The sequence below is a fragment of the Shewanella sp. TB7-MNA-CIBAN-0143 genome (assembly GCF_040310065.1).
In the GTDB taxonomy this organism is placed as follows: Bacteria; Pseudomonadota; Gammaproteobacteria; order Enterobacterales; family Shewanellaceae; genus Shewanella.
In genome coordinates, this window is the sequence record NZ_JBEOPL010000003.1 from 54,382 (window position 1) to 70,131 (window position 15,750).

General features: G+C 44.5%; 14 protein-coding genes. 8 read left to right on the forward strand and 6 right to left on the reverse strand.

Features of this window, described 5'->3' with window-relative positions:
* Window positions 1-219: 219 nt before the first annotated feature.
* The 3 genes from AAEY97_RS03060 to AAEY97_RS03070 are packed head-to-tail and all read right to left on the reverse strand — an operon-like array spanning window position 220 to window position 4,304.
* A complete protein-coding gene (locus AAEY97_RS03060; protein ID WP_101084827.1) occupies window positions 220-2,523 on the reverse strand; it encodes a xanthine dehydrogenase family protein molybdopterin-binding subunit in 2,304 nt (767 codons plus the stop codon).
* Window positions 2,507-2,986 carry a (2Fe-2S)-binding protein gene (locus AAEY97_RS03065; protein WP_101084828.1) on the reverse strand — a complete coding sequence of 160 codons (480 nt, stop codon included), beginning with the start codon at window positions 2,984-2,986 and terminating at the stop codon, window positions 2,507-2,509. Before AAEY97_RS03065 ends, AAEY97_RS03060 begins: the two co-directional genes overlap by 17 nt.
* Before the next feature lie 19 nt (window positions 2,987-3,005).
* Window positions 3,006-4,304 carry a c-type cytochrome gene (locus tag AAEY97_RS03070; RefSeq protein ID WP_350996511.1) on the reverse strand — a complete coding sequence of 433 codons (1,299 nt, stop codon included), beginning with the start codon at window positions 4,302-4,304 and terminating at the stop codon, window positions 3,006-3,008.
* Window positions 4,305-4,971: 667 nt separating this feature from the next.
* Here AAEY97_RS03070 and AAEY97_RS03075 point away from each other — a divergent pair.
* Genes AAEY97_RS03075 through AAEY97_RS03085 form a run of 3 tightly spaced genes read left to right on the forward strand, consistent with a single transcriptional unit; the run spans window position 4,972 to window position 7,173 of the window.
* The gene (locus AAEY97_RS03075) at window positions 4,972-5,289 is read left to right on the forward strand and encodes a hypothetical protein (RefSeq protein WP_101084830.1); all 318 of its coding nucleotides are present in this window, start codon (window positions 4,972-4,974) and stop codon (window positions 5,287-5,289) included.
* Between the two features lie 2 nt (window positions 5,290-5,291).
* Window positions 5,292-5,549, forward strand: coding sequence for a hypothetical protein (locus AAEY97_RS03080; RefSeq protein WP_101084831.1), 258 nt, complete (start codon window positions 5,292-5,294; stop codon window positions 5,547-5,549).
* Window positions 5,550-5,583: 34 nt separating this feature from the next.
* Window positions 5,584-7,173, forward strand: a complete 1,590-nt coding sequence (locus AAEY97_RS03085) for a PepSY-associated TM helix domain-containing protein (protein WP_350996514.1) — start codon at window positions 5,584-5,586, stop codon at window positions 7,171-7,173.
* Between the two features lie 76 nt (window positions 7,174-7,249).
* On the opposite strand, the gene AAEY97_RS03090 is transcribed toward AAEY97_RS03085, so the two are convergent.
* Together AAEY97_RS03090 and AAEY97_RS03095 are read right to left on the reverse strand one after the other, a co-directional pair.
* Window positions 7,250-7,945 carry a pirin family protein gene (locus tag AAEY97_RS03090; RefSeq protein WP_162022041.1) on the reverse strand — a complete coding sequence of 232 codons (696 nt, stop codon included), beginning with the start codon at window positions 7,943-7,945 and terminating at the stop codon, window positions 7,250-7,252.
* A 45-nt stretch (window positions 7,946-7,990) separates the two neighbouring features.
* Window positions 7,991-8,434, reverse strand: a complete 444-nt coding sequence (locus AAEY97_RS03095) for a DoxX family protein (RefSeq protein ID WP_101084834.1) — start codon at window positions 8,432-8,434, stop codon at window positions 7,991-7,993.
* 145 nt (window positions 8,435-8,579) lie between these two features.
* Between AAEY97_RS03095 and AAEY97_RS03100 the strand changes: the two genes are divergently transcribed.
* On the forward strand, window positions 8,580-9,473 hold the full coding sequence (locus AAEY97_RS03100; protein ID WP_162022042.1) for a LysR family transcriptional regulator: 894 nt from the start codon (window positions 8,580-8,582) through the stop codon (window positions 9,471-9,473).
* Between the two features lie 135 nt (window positions 9,474-9,608).
* Here the strand turns inward: AAEY97_RS03100 and AAEY97_RS03105 are convergent, their stop codons facing one another.
* Window positions 9,609-10,811 (reverse strand): MFS transporter, encoded by a 1,203-nt coding sequence (locus AAEY97_RS03105; protein WP_182743408.1) that lies wholly within the window; start codon window positions 10,809-10,811, stop codon window positions 9,609-9,611.
* 192 nt (window positions 10,812-11,003) lie between these two features.
* Here AAEY97_RS03105 and AAEY97_RS03110 point away from each other — a divergent pair, with 192 nt between their 5' ends.
* From AAEY97_RS03110 to AAEY97_RS03125, 4 genes are all read left to right on the forward strand, one after another.
* Window positions 11,004-11,885, forward strand: coding sequence for a LysR family transcriptional regulator (locus tag AAEY97_RS03110; protein WP_350996518.1), 882 nt, complete (start codon window positions 11,004-11,006; stop codon window positions 11,883-11,885).
* Between the two features lie 129 nt (window positions 11,886-12,014).
* The gene (gene dkgB, locus AAEY97_RS03115) at window positions 12,015-12,821 is read left to right on the forward strand and encodes a 2,5-didehydrogluconate reductase DkgB (RefSeq protein ID WP_350996521.1); all 807 of its coding nucleotides are present in this window, start codon (window positions 12,015-12,017) and stop codon (window positions 12,819-12,821) included.
* Window positions 12,822-13,058: 237 nt separating this feature from the next.
* Window positions 13,059-13,505, forward strand: coding sequence for a MerR family transcriptional regulator (locus AAEY97_RS03120; RefSeq protein WP_335692048.1), 447 nt, complete (start codon window positions 13,059-13,061; stop codon window positions 13,503-13,505).
* Window positions 13,505-15,745, forward strand: a complete 2,241-nt coding sequence (locus AAEY97_RS03125; protein WP_350996524.1) for a heavy metal translocating P-type ATPase — start codon at window positions 13,505-13,507, stop codon at window positions 15,743-15,745. Before AAEY97_RS03120 ends, AAEY97_RS03125 begins: the two co-directional genes overlap by 1 nt.
* Window positions 15,746-15,750 lie beyond the last annotated feature (5 nt).

Consider the following 15,750-nt stretch of genomic DNA (forward strand, 5'->3'; position numbering starts at 1 on the left):
AAAGGAAAAACGTTACTTTTTGGTAACAAGCTAACCGGTGCTATGACTCTGCTGCTGGATGGACAAAGCTTGTCCACTATTTTTATTGACGTTTTTTAAATCGAGTCGGGGGAAATAAAATTATTTATCCCTCAGTCTAAAGAATGATAACGATGAGGTGCAGCAAACATAAAAAAGCCCAGTCATTATCGCTAAGACTGGGCTGTTAAAGCAGATAAATTACGCGTTAGTTAACGCGTTTTTCACGTCGCTAGGCTTCATCGGAATTTTACGTAAACGTACACCGACTGCATTGTAGATTGCATTGGCAATCGCTGGAGCAACAGGGGTTACTGCCGGTTCACCTAATCCAGATGGTGGCATTTTGCTCGGGATAAACTCGATTTTAACTTCTGGAGTTTGGCCTAAGCGCAGCGGGGTATAGGTATCGAAGTTTGAGTCTTTATACTGACCATTAAGCAGTTCAGTACCTTCATACAAGGCCATCGATAATCCCCACAATGCCGCGCCCTGACACTGAGCTTCAGCACCATTAGGGTCAACAATAATACCGGCATCGATGGCAATATAAAGCTTTTGCACATTGACAATACCGTTGCTTTTGTCGACATGAACTTGTACTGCACACGATACCCATGTTGGCATGTCACGTTCTTGACCAAAGGTTGATGCAATGCCAAGCGCTGTGTCTTTGGCTTGCGGAGTGCCCCAGCCAATCATCTCAGCAGCTTTTTTCAATACTGCGGCTTGGCGAGCCGCGCCACCTTCAGCAACGGGTGTGCTACCAGCATTTCGGCCTTCGGCAATGAGCATGTCTAGGCGGAACTGCAATGGATCTTTACCCGCGTGATGGGCAGCTTCATCCATAAAGCTTTCAACTGCCCAGCTTGTCCAACCCGGTCCAACAGAACGTAACCAACCTGGTCTGAAGGTCGCAATGGCCAGATCATTCGATACCGCGCGTACTTTTTGAGCACCAACAGTGTACCAATGGTCTGCTCCGGCAATCGAGAACGGATCATACGGTTCGCCATTGGTGCCTTTAGGCATAAAGCCTGGCGCTAATACTTGAGTTGGCCAACCTGCTGTGGCGTGATGTTCCATTGCGGTAACCGCTTTTTTATCATCAAATGCCATTTTGAGTTGTTGAACTGATGCAGAACGCGCGCTATCAAATAACATGTCCTGTGGACGTATCATCACCATTTTAACCGGTTTACCGCCTAATGCTTTAGAGGTCAACGCCGCAGGAATGGTGTAATCGCCGTTAAGTCTGCGGCCAAAGCCACCGCCTAACATGTAGCTACGAATAACAATGTTTGCTTCTTCTTCGCCTAATGCTGTGGCCAATACGGGTAGAGTAAGTGATTGCCACTGACAACCTGAATGCACTTCCCATATACCGTCTTGGTTTTTAAATACCAAGGCATTAAGCGGTTCCATTTGCGCATGGAGTACTGTGCTGGTGATATATTCTTCTGCAATGGTACTTTTCGCGCTCGCAAATACAGGCCCAGTGTCAGAATTGCCTGTGTCTAAAATACTGCCTTTGGTTTGGTCGCCAAGTAATTGCTTACCATGAGCAATAATGTCTGCTTCAGACACGTTGGCCGTTTTACCTGCATCCCATGTCACCTTTACCAGCTTCGAGGCTTTTTGGGCCGCATTAAAGCTGCTGGCGATAACCATTAACCAACCTGGTACACTGCCACTGGCATCTTCTAGTACAATAGTTTGCTGATAACCCTTTACTGCTTTTGCTGCAGAGTCATCAAACTTAACTACTTTAGAGCCATAACGAGTAGGGGGCAAAATAGGGTTGGCGTACACCATGCCATCAACTTTCGCATCGATACCAAATATGGTTTTACCGTTGGTCTTGTTGGCGATATCAAGAGAGGTCACCTGTTGGCCAACCAGTTTAAGATCGGCATTAGGCTTCAGCGGCAGGGTTTTCAGTTCTTCTTCAGTAAACTGACGCGTTAGGCCCATGGTGACTAATTCACCGTAAGACAGCTCGCCTTTACTTGAGATAACTTTACCGTTACTGGCTTTACAGTCTTTAGCTGCAATACCCCATTTTTTAGCTGCAGCTTCAATTAACGCTGTACGACCCGCAGCACCGGCTTGACGGTAAACCGGCCAACTTTGTGATATAGACCAACTGCCGCCGGTAACCATGTAACCCCAGCGTGGATCACTGTCGACATGGATAATTTCAATATCATCCCATGAGGCTTCCAGTTCATCAGCAAGAATACGAGCAATAGCGGTACCGACATGTTGGCCCATTTCTGAGCGCATAATGTTGACTTTAATTTTGCCGGCAGTATCGATTGAGTACCATAAAGACGGTTCGTAAATGTCACCTTCGCTTGGGAGTACTTTACCGTCAGGGCTAGCAGGATCCATTGCCGCCATCAAATGGCGAGGAAAACCAAAGCTGACACCTACCGCTGTCATGGCAATTAAAAAACCGCGGCGGGTTATACCCACCGATCCACGTTTAGGCAGTCTGCTCATCGTTGCTCTCCTTGATTGCGTTTGCTGCTTCATGAATGGCGCTGCGAATACGAACGTAGGTCATACAACGACATAAATTTCCGCCCATCACAGCGTCAATGTCTTTGTCTGAAGGCTCAGGAATGTCTTTTAGTAGTGCTGCAGCTTGCATAATTTGGCCCGACTGGCAGTAACCACACTGTGGTACCTGCAGTTTTTGCCAAGAAATTTGCAATGGATGATCACCCTTTTCAGAAAGCCCCTCAATCGTAGTGATTTCGGCTCCTTCAACTGACGATATAGGGGTTATACATGAACGTGTAGCTCGGCCGCCAACATGGACGGTACAGGCACCACAGGTACCAATACCACAACCAAATTTGGTGCCAGTCATGTCCAGTTCATCACGAATAACCCACAGTAGAGGAGTATCACTCTCTACATCGGCAGTCATCGGTTTGCCGTTTAAAATAAATTTTGCCATTGTCACTTCTCCAGTGAAGTTAGTGCTCAAATCGGGGTTGATTACGGATCTCGCCCACTTGTTGTTGTAATTTAGGCCAGGTGTTTTCCCCAGCTGTTTGGCGCAAATAAGCTGCAATTGCGCTAATGTCTTCATCGCTAAGTGCATCACGGAAGCCTGGCATTACAACGCCGCTAATCCCTTGATCGCTGCGCACACCATCCAGTATTACGTTAATCAGGTTAGTTGGATCATTAAGATGTGTTGCCGAGCCGATAGTAATTAATGGGCGGCCTTTAACTAATTGGTCGCTGTTGTAGTGGCATGCTTGGCAAGCTGCCGCATATAAACGTGCACCTTCATCAATCCGCAGATCCGGTTGTTGATGTTGTGCCGCTATTGCTGCTTGTAACGTGCTACTTGAGTCTGGATCGTCGGTGTTATTGGTACGGGCAATTTCAGCAAAGTAGCCACTAATGGCTTCTATGTCGCTGTCTGGAAGAGCTGATAAGCCCTTGTGCATAACCGGCGCCATTGGACCTACCGCGCTACCATGGTAAGGCGAGTTACCGGTTGTAAGGTATTCGTAAAAGTCTTGTGCACGCCATGGGATAGGCGAAGTGCTAGTAGAGGTTAACGATGGTGCTATCCAACCATCAATGGCGGCACCTTGGTACATTTGTGCGTACTTTTCGCCGCCCAATGCATTACGTGGAGTATGACATGCACCACAGTGAGCAATACCTTCCGCTAAGTAAGCACCGCGATTCCATTCGGCAGATTGTTGGCTGTTGACCTCAAAAGATTGGGTATCAGCAAACAGCAGTTTCCAACCCGCTTGAAACCATCTTATATTGAGCGGAAACGGAATGCCGTTGTCTTTTTTTGCTTGGTTAACCGCCGGAACAGACGTCATGATGTAAGCATAAATCGCGTTAATGTCATCGTCGGTCATTTTATTAAAGTGTTCATAAGGGAACGCAGGCAATAAATGATGTCCATCGCGGCTCACACCCTTGCGCATGGCGCGAGCAAAAGCAGCTTGAGACCAGCTACCAATACCGGTTTCGACATCTGGAGTGATGTTACTTGAATAAATGGTGCCAAAGTCAGTATGCATTTCATAGTTACCAGCATAAGGAGTGCCACCTGGCGGTGTATGACAAGTACTGCAATAGCCTGCAGAAGCAAGCATTTTACCTTGTTCGATAACGTGTGGAGAATAATCTGTTTGAGTTGATTCGACGGGATCAATTGCAGGGTGCCAAGCATATATACTGAATATAGCTAGTCCAACAATAGCTGCGCCACATACGCTGTAAACGATGCGCTTTAGCATATTACATTGCCTTATTTTAAATAAAAAATGAGATAGAGAAGGGAATATTTCATCTGACATTCCCTGTTCGACTTTGTATTATTATTGTGATTGGTCAAATATTAATCCTAAGCAAGGGATGGCCCTTTGTCCAGCATTGATATTGACGGATCTTTTACTGTATTAGAATAAAATAATACAGCACTGTGCAGACGAGTAACATGAGGATTGTTAAATAAATAGCTTTAGTTAATCCACTGTTAATCCAGAGTTTTCAAGGTTGCTACTATGTTGCGTTAATCTTAGTGATCTATGATTAAAATGAGCGCCAATGCCAGATTCATAAAGTGTTGGATACATTAATGAAAAAGTGGTTATTAGCCATTAAGGCTTATGTCGATGTTTATCGACTATTTGCTCATCGGTGATCAGCTTATTTCATCGCCAAACAGCTATTTAATATTGTGGTTGTTTGCCTCGGCGATTGTTTTCCCTCGATATGATTGTTGACCATGATAATTTCCATAACCATGATTAAGCCACAATATATCGTTACAGCGCTGTTAGAGCACATTCAAACTGCTATTTCTAAAGGCTTGAGCACAATCAACTTGTATTTGGCAAAGATATTCTGGATAATTAATGCAAATCATTATCATTTGCGTTAAATGGCCGGAGATCGAAATAGATGGAACTTGTCAGTGTAGCTTCTTTATGGCTTGGTTGCTTGTTTGCCTATTTGGCATCTGACAAACAGCAGCTTGTTAGTTTACCTTTTCCCAAATTACTGGCTTGGTGCTTATGCGGTTTAGCGGTGTTATTTGCAGTGTGGGGGTTTAGCCATACTTACAGTGTATTCGTCGCCAGTTTAGTGGTGCTGATTTGCATGATGACCATGTGGATACTACTGGTGCTGGTGGCCTCGCACTATAAAGGTCGTAGCATCTGGGTCAGTTCGCTAGGCTTTGCGTTGTTTGTCAGTATCCTCCTTGTTGGGGTTAAATAACCGTGTGGCCTAAATCTATTGCTGCATTTTTATGGGGGTTATTACTGGCAATCAGTTTAATGCTCATTGTTTTTCGAATATTACCGGCTGCTGTAGATGTAAAACTATTTGTTGGGCTAATGCTGGGTTTTTGTGTGTGGGTTGGGGTGATGACATTTTGTTATAGCCGCAACAGCGCAAAAGCGGCGAGTGTCGTGTGCGCCAAATGGCTTGTGGCCAGTAGTCTTATCAATACGTTGTTATTTTATTCGCAAAACTAACTATTTTTTTCAAACCTAAGTCATGAATAACTCAATGAAATCTGATTCTCCGGTACAGCACAAAGTCATTAAAAATCTCATCGAAGCCCACAGTTGGCTTGGGTTAATTATTTCACCTTTACTGTTTTTGGTATTTTGGGCTGGCGCGGTGACCTTGTTTCACGATGAAATCGCCCAGTGGGCCATTACGCCTCATCATCCAGTCGATAATACCCAAGCAGATATTCCTTTAGCGAAACTGGTACAGCAAAAGTTTGCTGAATACCCAGTAGATCAAGCTGGCCGTTTTCGAATAAATATGCCGACTGAGCTAGTACCTTATTATATTTTTTACTTCGATGTGTTTGGAGATGCTCCGCAATCGGACCGCCAGTCGATGGCGATATTGGTCGATCCTAAAAGCGGCGAAACCGTAGCGGGCAAAGATGACTTTTACTTATCGCAATTTATGTACCGTCTGCATTACAACCTCGATCTACCCGGTGGCAGTTATCTTATTGGTGTCGTGACGCTGATTTTTCTATTTGCACTCGTGTCTGGCATTTTTATCCATGCGCGTAAATTACTGAAACATTTCTTTTTGTATCGCGTTGATAAACAGCGCCGGGATAAATTACTCGATCTCCATACCGTAGTAGGGGTGATGACACTGCCTTTTACCTTGATGTATGCCCTAAGCGGCTTGATCCTTAACTTGGCCATAGTGTTTCAGCTGGCTTTTGTGGTGTTTATTTATCAGGGCGATCGACAAGCATTGTTTAACGATGCCGGTCTTAACCGTAGCAGCGAACCGCGAAGTGAAACGTCACTGGATATGAGCAATGCGTTTACTTTAATTGAACACACTACACAGCAATCGAATTTTGAGTTACGTAATATTATTTTCCACCATTACGGTGCTGAAAATGCCTTAGTACAAGTGCGTGGTACCGATACGGTTAATTTTGCTCAACGAGATGAAGTGACCTATCGGGTGCAGGATGGCACTGTGATGGATAAGGTTAATGCCGATAACTACAATGTGTTCCGCCAGGGTAGAGATGTACTAGTGACATTGCATTTTAGTAACTTTGCCGGCTTAGACATCCGTATTTTGTACTTTATTTTGGCGATGGCTATTAGTGCGATGATTGTTACCGGCAATATGTTATGGATAAATAAGCGCAGCGCTCAGCGCCAGTCTTCACCGCGCAGTATTGCTATCGTAACCGCGATGACGATTGGTGGCTGTGGTGGCATTATTGTGGCGACAGCAGTTGGATTTTTGTGTGAACGACTATTACCTGCAACCTTATCAGGGCGAAGTGAATGGTTAGTGGGGTGTTTTGTAACGTCACTATTGCTCGTTATGTTGTGTAGTATAAAAGTGACCGATATTAAGCGTCATATCAGCCAGCTACTTTTGCTCACCAGTAGTATATTAGCCATTACAATTTTGGCAGATTGGTTGTTGTTTTCTGAGCAAATAATAGCGTTATGGCAAAGCGGTTATCATGGTGTCATCGGGATCCAAGTTGGCATGATGCTGGTAACGGCAGTGTGTTTATGGACTGTCAGTAAGTTAGGCGTATTACCTCGGTCGCAACCAGCCATGGCAAAAAACGTTACTCCTGCTAATGGATAATGGAATGGGTATAAAGTTGAAGCTATTAAGCCTGTGAAGGAACACTATCACAGGCTTAATCATCAACTAACCTCATCTAGGGTAAATCAAAAATCAGTGCAGTTGCTTGAGTGTCCGATGGATTAACTAAGGTCACCGTGGTCATGTCGGTGAGTTTAGCGCCATCACCTATTTTTAGCTGTTGATCTTCAATATTGAGCTCGCCAGCGACTTGATGAACATACACTTTACGGTCAGTCGCAATCTGATAGGTTATTTCAGATTTAGGCGCCAAAATCAGTTGTGACAATGTCGCATTTTGCTTGATTTGCAAGGTTCCGTTTTCACCCGTTGGCGTAGCAATCGTGGTTAGTCCTACTGCTTGACCAAAGTTTTTTTGTTGATATCCTGGTGTATTACCTAAAGCATTTGGCTGGATCCAAATTTGTAAAAACTTCAGTGGCTCTGTGGCGGATGCGTTGTACTCACTGTGAGTAATACCACTGCCAGCAGACATTAATTGGAACTCACCTGCAGGCAACACTTCAACATTGCCTTCACTGTCTTTATGGGCGATAGAGCCTTCAAGTACGTAGCTGATAATTTCCATGTCACGGTGGCCGTGAGTGGCAAATCCGGCACCAGGAGTGACACTGTCGTCATTGATCACTCGCAGTGCTGAAAAGCCCATGTGTTGTGGATCATAGTAGCTGCCAAATGAAAAACTGTGTTTGCTGTCTAACCAACCAAAGTTGGCTATTCCGCGCTCGCTTGCATGACGTAAGGTAATCATAATGTTGTTCCTATCGTTTAATGAATAAGTGATCAGTACGGAAAATTAAGACAGTTTGCTTACAATGGCTTTATCTAGCGCGACTTTGCCTGAACCTGATAGCGCAAGTGACACACTGGCAGCCAATAGTGCTAACGCAAATTCATAACCGTTGTTTGCCATAAATAAACCGTTGCTAATATGTACGCTAGCAATGGCGATAATCATGGTGAATGCTAATACAACCGCTGCTGGACGAGTCAATAAACCCAATAAGATGAACAGTCCGCCAACCAATTCAGCGCTACCGGCTAAGAAAGCCATTAACACGCCGGGCTCAATCCCAATCGATGCCATCCACTGTCCTGTACCTTCAAGGCCATAACCGCCAAACCAACCAAACAGTTTTTGCCCGCCATGAGCCATAAAAATAATCCCAACAGGTAAGCGTAATGCCAAAGTGCTAAAACCTGCAGTAGAGTTCGTGATGCGTTTAACGAGTGCTTTCATGGTATATATCCTCAATAAATTTAAACATTAATTGTTTCTAGTGAGCCTGTCTCACTGGTTGATAAGAAGTATATTGAGACTTGATTGAATAAAAAATCGGAATAAACTGACGTAAAGGTTCAAATTATTTGAATATGGAGAGTTGATGCAAAATCCGATTACTATTGACGCATTACGTGCCCTAGATGCGATTGAACGTAAGGGCAGCTTTGCTGCTGCAGCGGCATCGTTATATCGAGTACCGTCAGCGCTGACTTACACCATCAAAAAACTTGAAGATGATATGGGCACGGCGTTATTTGACCGCACAAAGCAAAAAGCACAACTGACGCCAGCAGGTAAAATTGTGTTAGAGCAAGGGCGGCAGATTTTGTTAGCCACCAATCGGTTGGTTGATTCTGTGCAGCAATTAGAATCTGGCTGGGAAACCGAAATACGGTTATCACGCGACACGGTCATCCCCCAGGGGACGTTGTTTCAATTAATTGAACAATTTAATCAGCTAGAACACTCGGTCGACATTAGTGTCGATGTTGAAGCCGTCGGTGGTGGTTGGGATGCATTGCACAGCCGACGCGCCGATATTGTGATTGGTGCGTCTGGTGAGTTACCAAGAGGTGTATTTCAAACCCATAAAATAGGCGAAATTGAATTTGTATTTGCCGTAGCGCCATATCATCCATTGGCGTTTGTTGATGGCGTATTAGAAGCCGACAAACTAACTGACTATGCTTCGGTGGTGGTCGCCGATACATCACAACTTTTACCTACTCGCAGTAGTGGCCTTTTTAAAAGCAAACAAGTGATTAAAGTTAACACCATGGAAACCAAGATAGCAGCACAGTTACAAGGACTAGGTATTGGTTTTGTACCCAGACACATGGTGCAATGCTACTTTGATAGTGGTGAGTTGATTGAAAAAATGTGTTCAATTCCAAGACCAAATCAAAGTTTGTACATTGCTTGGCATAAAGATCATCAAGGCCGTGCATTTGACTGGTTTGTGGAGCATTTACCTAAAGCCGATTGGGGTTTATAACATCTGAATGTGAGCACAATGATAGCGACCAATGTGAGATCGCAGATACGAGCTCACATTGGTGCTTATCGATCCCATCGTGATGTTGAATATCAGCGTTGATGTCGTTGCTTAACTATTTTTTTTACTATTCGGTTAACTACTCGCTTGAATACTCACTTGAGCATTCTTGCTAGCGTTAGTTTTCTTGTCTAGTGAGCCACTGAAACGTGTTAATGCTAGGGCAATAACCACAATCACCGCACCAACCCAAGGTGTATGCATTAGGCCAGCGTTAGCCACAATCAGCCCGCCACCCCAAGACCCAAGTGCAATACCGACATTAAAAGCGGCAATATTTAATCCTGAAGCCACATCAACGGCGTCGGGTGTGTACTTCTGTGCAAGTGAAACTACGTAAACTTGTAGCCCTGGTACATTACCAAATGCAAACGCGCCCCAGACCAAAATGGTGATCACAGCGGCAATAGGGTTAACCGCAGTAAAGTTAAATATCACTAATATGGTCGCAAGACCGCTGAAAATAATACTTAACGCTTTAATTGGGCCCATTTTATCGGCCATTTTTCCGCCCCAAATATTACCAATAGCGACCGATACCCCGTACACCAACATGATTAAGCCAATAGATTGAGATTTAAAACCAGACACTTGCTCTAAAATGGGAGCTAAAAAAGTAAAGGCCGTGAATGTGCCGCCATAACCTAATGCGGTAATGGCATAGACCAGTAATAACCGTGGTTGAGTGAGTACTTTTAATTGCGATGATAATTTTGCCGCGGGTGGCTGAGGTAAATTATTAGGAACCAACAAGCTACTGCCTATCAAGGCTACAAACCCAAGAATTGCGACAGTTAAAAAAGTGGCTTGCCAGCCAAAGGTTTGGCCAATGTAGGTGCCCAAAGGGACGCCTGTCACTAAGGCTACAGTTAACCCCGTAAACATAATGGCAATCGCACTGGCGGCTTTTTCTTTGGGTACTAACCCAGTGGCAATGGTTGAGCCAATAGAGAAAAATACTCCGTGGGCTAACCCAGTGATAATGCGTGCAGCGATTAAGGTTTCGTAACCGGGCGCTTGCCAAGCCAATAGATTACCCGCAACAAATAAACTCATTACCGCCAGCAATACGTGTTTGCGATTCCATTTACCGGTTAATGCGGTGAGTACAGGTGCGCCAATGGCGACACCTAATGCGTAAAGACTGACCAATAAGCCAGCCGATGGTAATGATACGTTCAGATCTTGTGCCATTGTGGGGATTAATCCCACAATGACAAATTCGGTGGTTCCAATAGCAAAGGCGCTAAGCGTCAATGCGAGTAAAGCTAACGGCATAATGTGTTCCTCTTAGGTTGTCGCTAGGATTTACCGTCGCGATAAATGTGTCAGTCAGTTGATGGGCGTCATTATTGATTAGATTTACGTTGTTAAAAACAGTATGTTTAGCAAATGACTTTTGCTATAAATGCAATAAAAAATGATGTTAGAGCGACTCTTTAGATCGACACAGCACAAGATGAGGTATGCATGCTTACGCGTTCAGATGATTTAGATATATTGCTGATGGTGGTCGATAGTGGCGGGTTTTCTGCGGCGGCCGACGCACTCAATATTCAGGTTGCACGAGTGTCACGTGCGGTAAGTAAAATAGAGCAACAGCTCGGGGTCACCATTCTCAATCGTACCACTCGGCGTGTTGAGTTAACCGATGAAGGCCGCCAATTTGTCGAATCTGTTCGGGGTGGATTACAACAATTACAACGCGCAGAAGATGAACTCGTACGTCGTGGTGAACTACCACAAGGACGTTTGCGTGTGGACGCGGCAAGTCCGTTTGTGTTTCATCAATTAGTGCCTTTGATGAAAGATTTTCGAGCCGCTTATCCAGACATTGAATTAGCATTGACCTCGAACGAGGGCTATGTCGATTTACTTGAAAAGCGTACCGATGTGGCCATTAGAATCGGTAAGCTGGCAGACTCAACCTTGCATGCTCGACCATTAGGTAAAAGTGCCTTACATATTGTTGCCTCCGCTGAGTATTTAGCGCGTAGAGGTGTGCCACAAAAAGTGTCTGATTTGGCTTGCCACGAGTTACTTGGGTTTACCGAACCTAAAATATTGAATCACTGGCCGCTAAAAGGTTACGATGTTATTACCCCTACCATCAGCACCAGCAATGGAGAAACCTTGCGTCAACTAGCACTGGCAGGTAATGGCATTGCGTGTCTTTCAGGTTTTATGATTAATGATGATCTCGTGGCGGGTCGGTTAGTGCCCATACTTCAGTCGGAGAAGTTTACTCACATAGAACGTGAACAAGTGAATGCGGTGTATTACAAATCGTCTATTGTGGCGCGACGTATTTCTGCATTTATTGAGTTTATTCAACCAAGATTAACCTTATAACTAAGGGCTCAATTTAATCGTGTGTAGATATTTGCAGTTTGAGCAAAACAGATTTGCTTGGTTGACGGTTTATTTCTGTTGTTAGTTGGCGCACAGTGTTGGTTCAGATACCGTTTTTAGGAAGACAATATGACCACTATTCCATTGTTAGGCACAGGTACCTTCAGACTTAAAGATCAACTGGCATTTGATTCAGTGTTAATGGCGCTAAAGCAGGGTTCTCGCCACATTGATACCGCTCAGATTTACGCCAATGAGAAACAAGTTGGTGATGCAATTAAAGCATCGGGTATCGCAAGAGCTGATATTTTCCTCACCACTAAGGTGTGGACAGATCGCTTTGCCCACGACCAACTGATTCAAAGCGCGCATGACAGCTTGGCTTTATTGCAAACCGATTATGTGGATTTGTTACTGATACATTGGCCGTTACGCGATGATTCAGTACCTATGCGAGAGTATTTACTGGCATTAAAAGAGGTGCAAGATGCTGGTTTAGCGAAACACATTGGCGTGTCTAATTTCACTATGGCCCAGGTTACACAAGCGATTGAGATTTTAGGTACCGACGCAATATTCACTAATCAGGTTGAAGTACATCCATATTTGCAAAATAACCGATTGGTCGAATTTTGTCAGCAGCACAATATTATGGTGACGGGTTATATGCCATTTGCCTATGGTGCGGTATTAACCGACGACACTATTGTCGCGATTGCGAAGAAACACCAAATGACACCCGCCCAAGCGGTATTAGTGTGGATGCGCCAAAAAGGTTATGTCACTATTCCATCGTCAACTAAGCTGGTAAATGTGCAAGCTAATATTGCCTCATTAGCGTTATCGCTCCCGTCTGTAGACATGGCCGCAATTGATAAGTTAGACCGAAATCATCGTGTGGCGGCGCCTGACTTTAGCCCCGATTGGGATCAATAATTTATCAGCGAATGTGCCAATAGCTTAAGTGCCCACGCAGTTTGCACTCACCATTAGATTATTTATATATCAAGTATCCACGCCGACATGAGTGTTCATATTGGCGTTTTTTATTTTCAGGGTTATTGGCCACTTGACATAGGTGTAAGACATAGGTTTACAGTCGTTGCATATACTCAATAGATTTATTTATGTAGATCTTATTATTTAATACAGTCGTTACCCCAAGGAGTGATTATGCAAGTAAGTGAACTCGCAACGTTATTGGGTGTTACCACAGACACAATTCGTTTTTACACCCGAATCGGCCTGCTCGCACCAACAAAATCGCCTAGCAATGGTTATAAATACTATCGTGACAAAGAAGTGTCGCGGATGCGATTTATTATGAGTGCCAGAAACTTAGGTTTTTCGGTAGATGAAATTAAAGTAATTTTTTCCAAAACCGATCACGGTGAAAGTGCTTGTACCATGGTGAAGCAGCTTATTAGCCAAAAATTGGCCGAAACGGAATTACTGTTCAATGAAACGTTAAAGTTGCGTAATAAGCTGACACAAGCAGTCAACGAGTGGGAAAATCTGCCAGCGTTGGCGCCCACAGGTAACATGGTTTGCCACTTGATTGAGGGATTTGGTCCAAATCATGAAACCTCTTGTCAGGTTAGCGATAAGGAGTCTTTGTAATGAATACCCAAACAACAACACAATTATTGATAGAGGGTGCAGGTTGTGCCAGCTGTGTTGGCAAAATTGAGAAAGCACTTAAAACAGTCGCGCAAGTAGAGCAGGCTGAAATGAACTTTGCCGATCGCAGTGTGATGGTCACCGGAGAGGTTGAAGTCGCTAGTTTGCTTGAGGCCGTTGAAAAAGCCGGTTATCACGCTATTTTGATTAACGATCAAGGTGGTGCAGATGCTATTGATGAGAAAGAACAGGCAGATGCAATATATTATAAAAGCCTAATAAAACACACTATTGTCGCATTGGCAGTGGGTATCCCACTGATGATTTATGGTTTGTTTATTGGTGACATGACCGTTACTAACCCAATACAACAGCTGGTTTGGGGAGCAATTGGTGTGCTGACCTTAGGGATAATGTTCTTCTCCGGCAAGCATTTTTATACTGGCGCATGGAAATCATTTACTCATCATAGTGCCAATATGGACACCTTAATTGCGCTCGGAACAGGCACTGCGTGGGTTTACTCTATGGTGGTGGTATTTGCACCAGATTTATTGCCACAAATGGCGCGCCATGTCTATTTTGAAGCAACCGCGATGATCATTGGTTTAATCAATCTTGGACTCGCGTTAGAGGTCAAGGCGCGCGGTAAAACCTCGGCAGCGATTAAGCGCTTAATTGGTTTACAAGCTAAAACGGCTAGAGTGATACGCAATGGTAAAGCGGTCGATATCGATATTGCCTTGGTGCAATTAAACGATAAAGTCAGTGTTCGACCAGGTGAAAAAATTCCCGTAGATGGTGTGGTCGTTGAGGGGAGTAGTTTTATTGATGAATCGATGTTGACGGGTGAACCTATTCCGGTTGAAAAAAGTGTTAATGATGATGTGGTCGCAGGTACATTAAACAAACTGGGATCACTTACTTTTACCGCCACACGTGTCGGTAAAGATACCGCTTTGGCGCACATTATTACTATGGTTAAACGGGCGCAGAACTCCAAACCGCCAATTGGTCGAATGGCAGATGTTATTTCGAGCTATTTTGTTCCTGCAATGATGATTATTGCCATTATCAGCGCCATGGTATGGCTTAATTTTGGGCCTGAACCCTCTGTGGGATACGCCATAGTGTCGGCGATGACAATTTTAATCATCGCTTGTCCGTGTGCGTTAGGGTTAGCAACACCCATGTCGGTGATGGTGGGTGTAGGTAAAGCCGCTGAATCTGGTGTGCTTATTCGTAATGGTGAAGCTCTGCAAACGGCATCGACTATTACCACCATGATTTTAGATAAAACCGGCACGATTACCGAAGGCGCGCCAAAAATCACCGATATCATCGTGGTCAATGGTCGCGAACAAGAACAAGTATTGCAACTGGCGGCAAGTATTGAGCAACATTCCGAGCATCCACTTGCACAGGCCGTTGTTCAAGCCGCAGCGGATAAGGGATTAACCTTATTCAATGTTGAAAATTTTACTGCTATTGCAGGATTTGGTGTCCAAGCTCAGTATCAATCGACTCAGTTATTATTTGGTAATGAAAAATTAATGCGCGAAAAAGGCATAGTCTTAAGCGATTATCAACAGCAAGCACAAGCGTTGGCAGCAGACGCCAAAACGCCAATGTATTTTGCTATCGACGGTGAACTCGCAGCAGTGATTGCCGTGGCTGACCCGATTAAAGCAGACTCTGTTGCCGCCATCGCAAGGCTTAAAAGCAGTGGCATTAAGGTCATTATGCTTACCGGAGATAACCACGCGACAGCCGCAGCTGTGGCTGCCAAAGTGGGTGTTGATGACTTTTTTGCCGATGTATTACCACAAGATAAAGCCAATAAAGTGGCCGAATTACAAGCCTTAGGTGAGGTAGTGGGTATGACCGGCGATGGCATTAATGATGCACCCGCGTTGGCGCTGGCTAATGTCGGCTTTGCCATAGGCACCGGAACAGATGTGGCGATTGAAAGTGCCGATATAACGCTAATGCGAGGATCGCTACACGGTTTGGCAGATGCCATCGCGGTGAGTAAAGCGACGTTAAGCAACATTAGACAAAACCTAGTCGGCGCGTTTATTTACAATATGGCGGGTATACCGCTTGCTGCTGGGGTGTTATTTCCGGTGTTTGGCGTATTACTTAACCCAGTGGTTGCTGGTGCTGCGATGGCATTTTCATCATTAACTGTGGTGAGCAACGCCAATCGTTTGCGCTTTTTTAGCCCTCAACAACACTAGGAGTG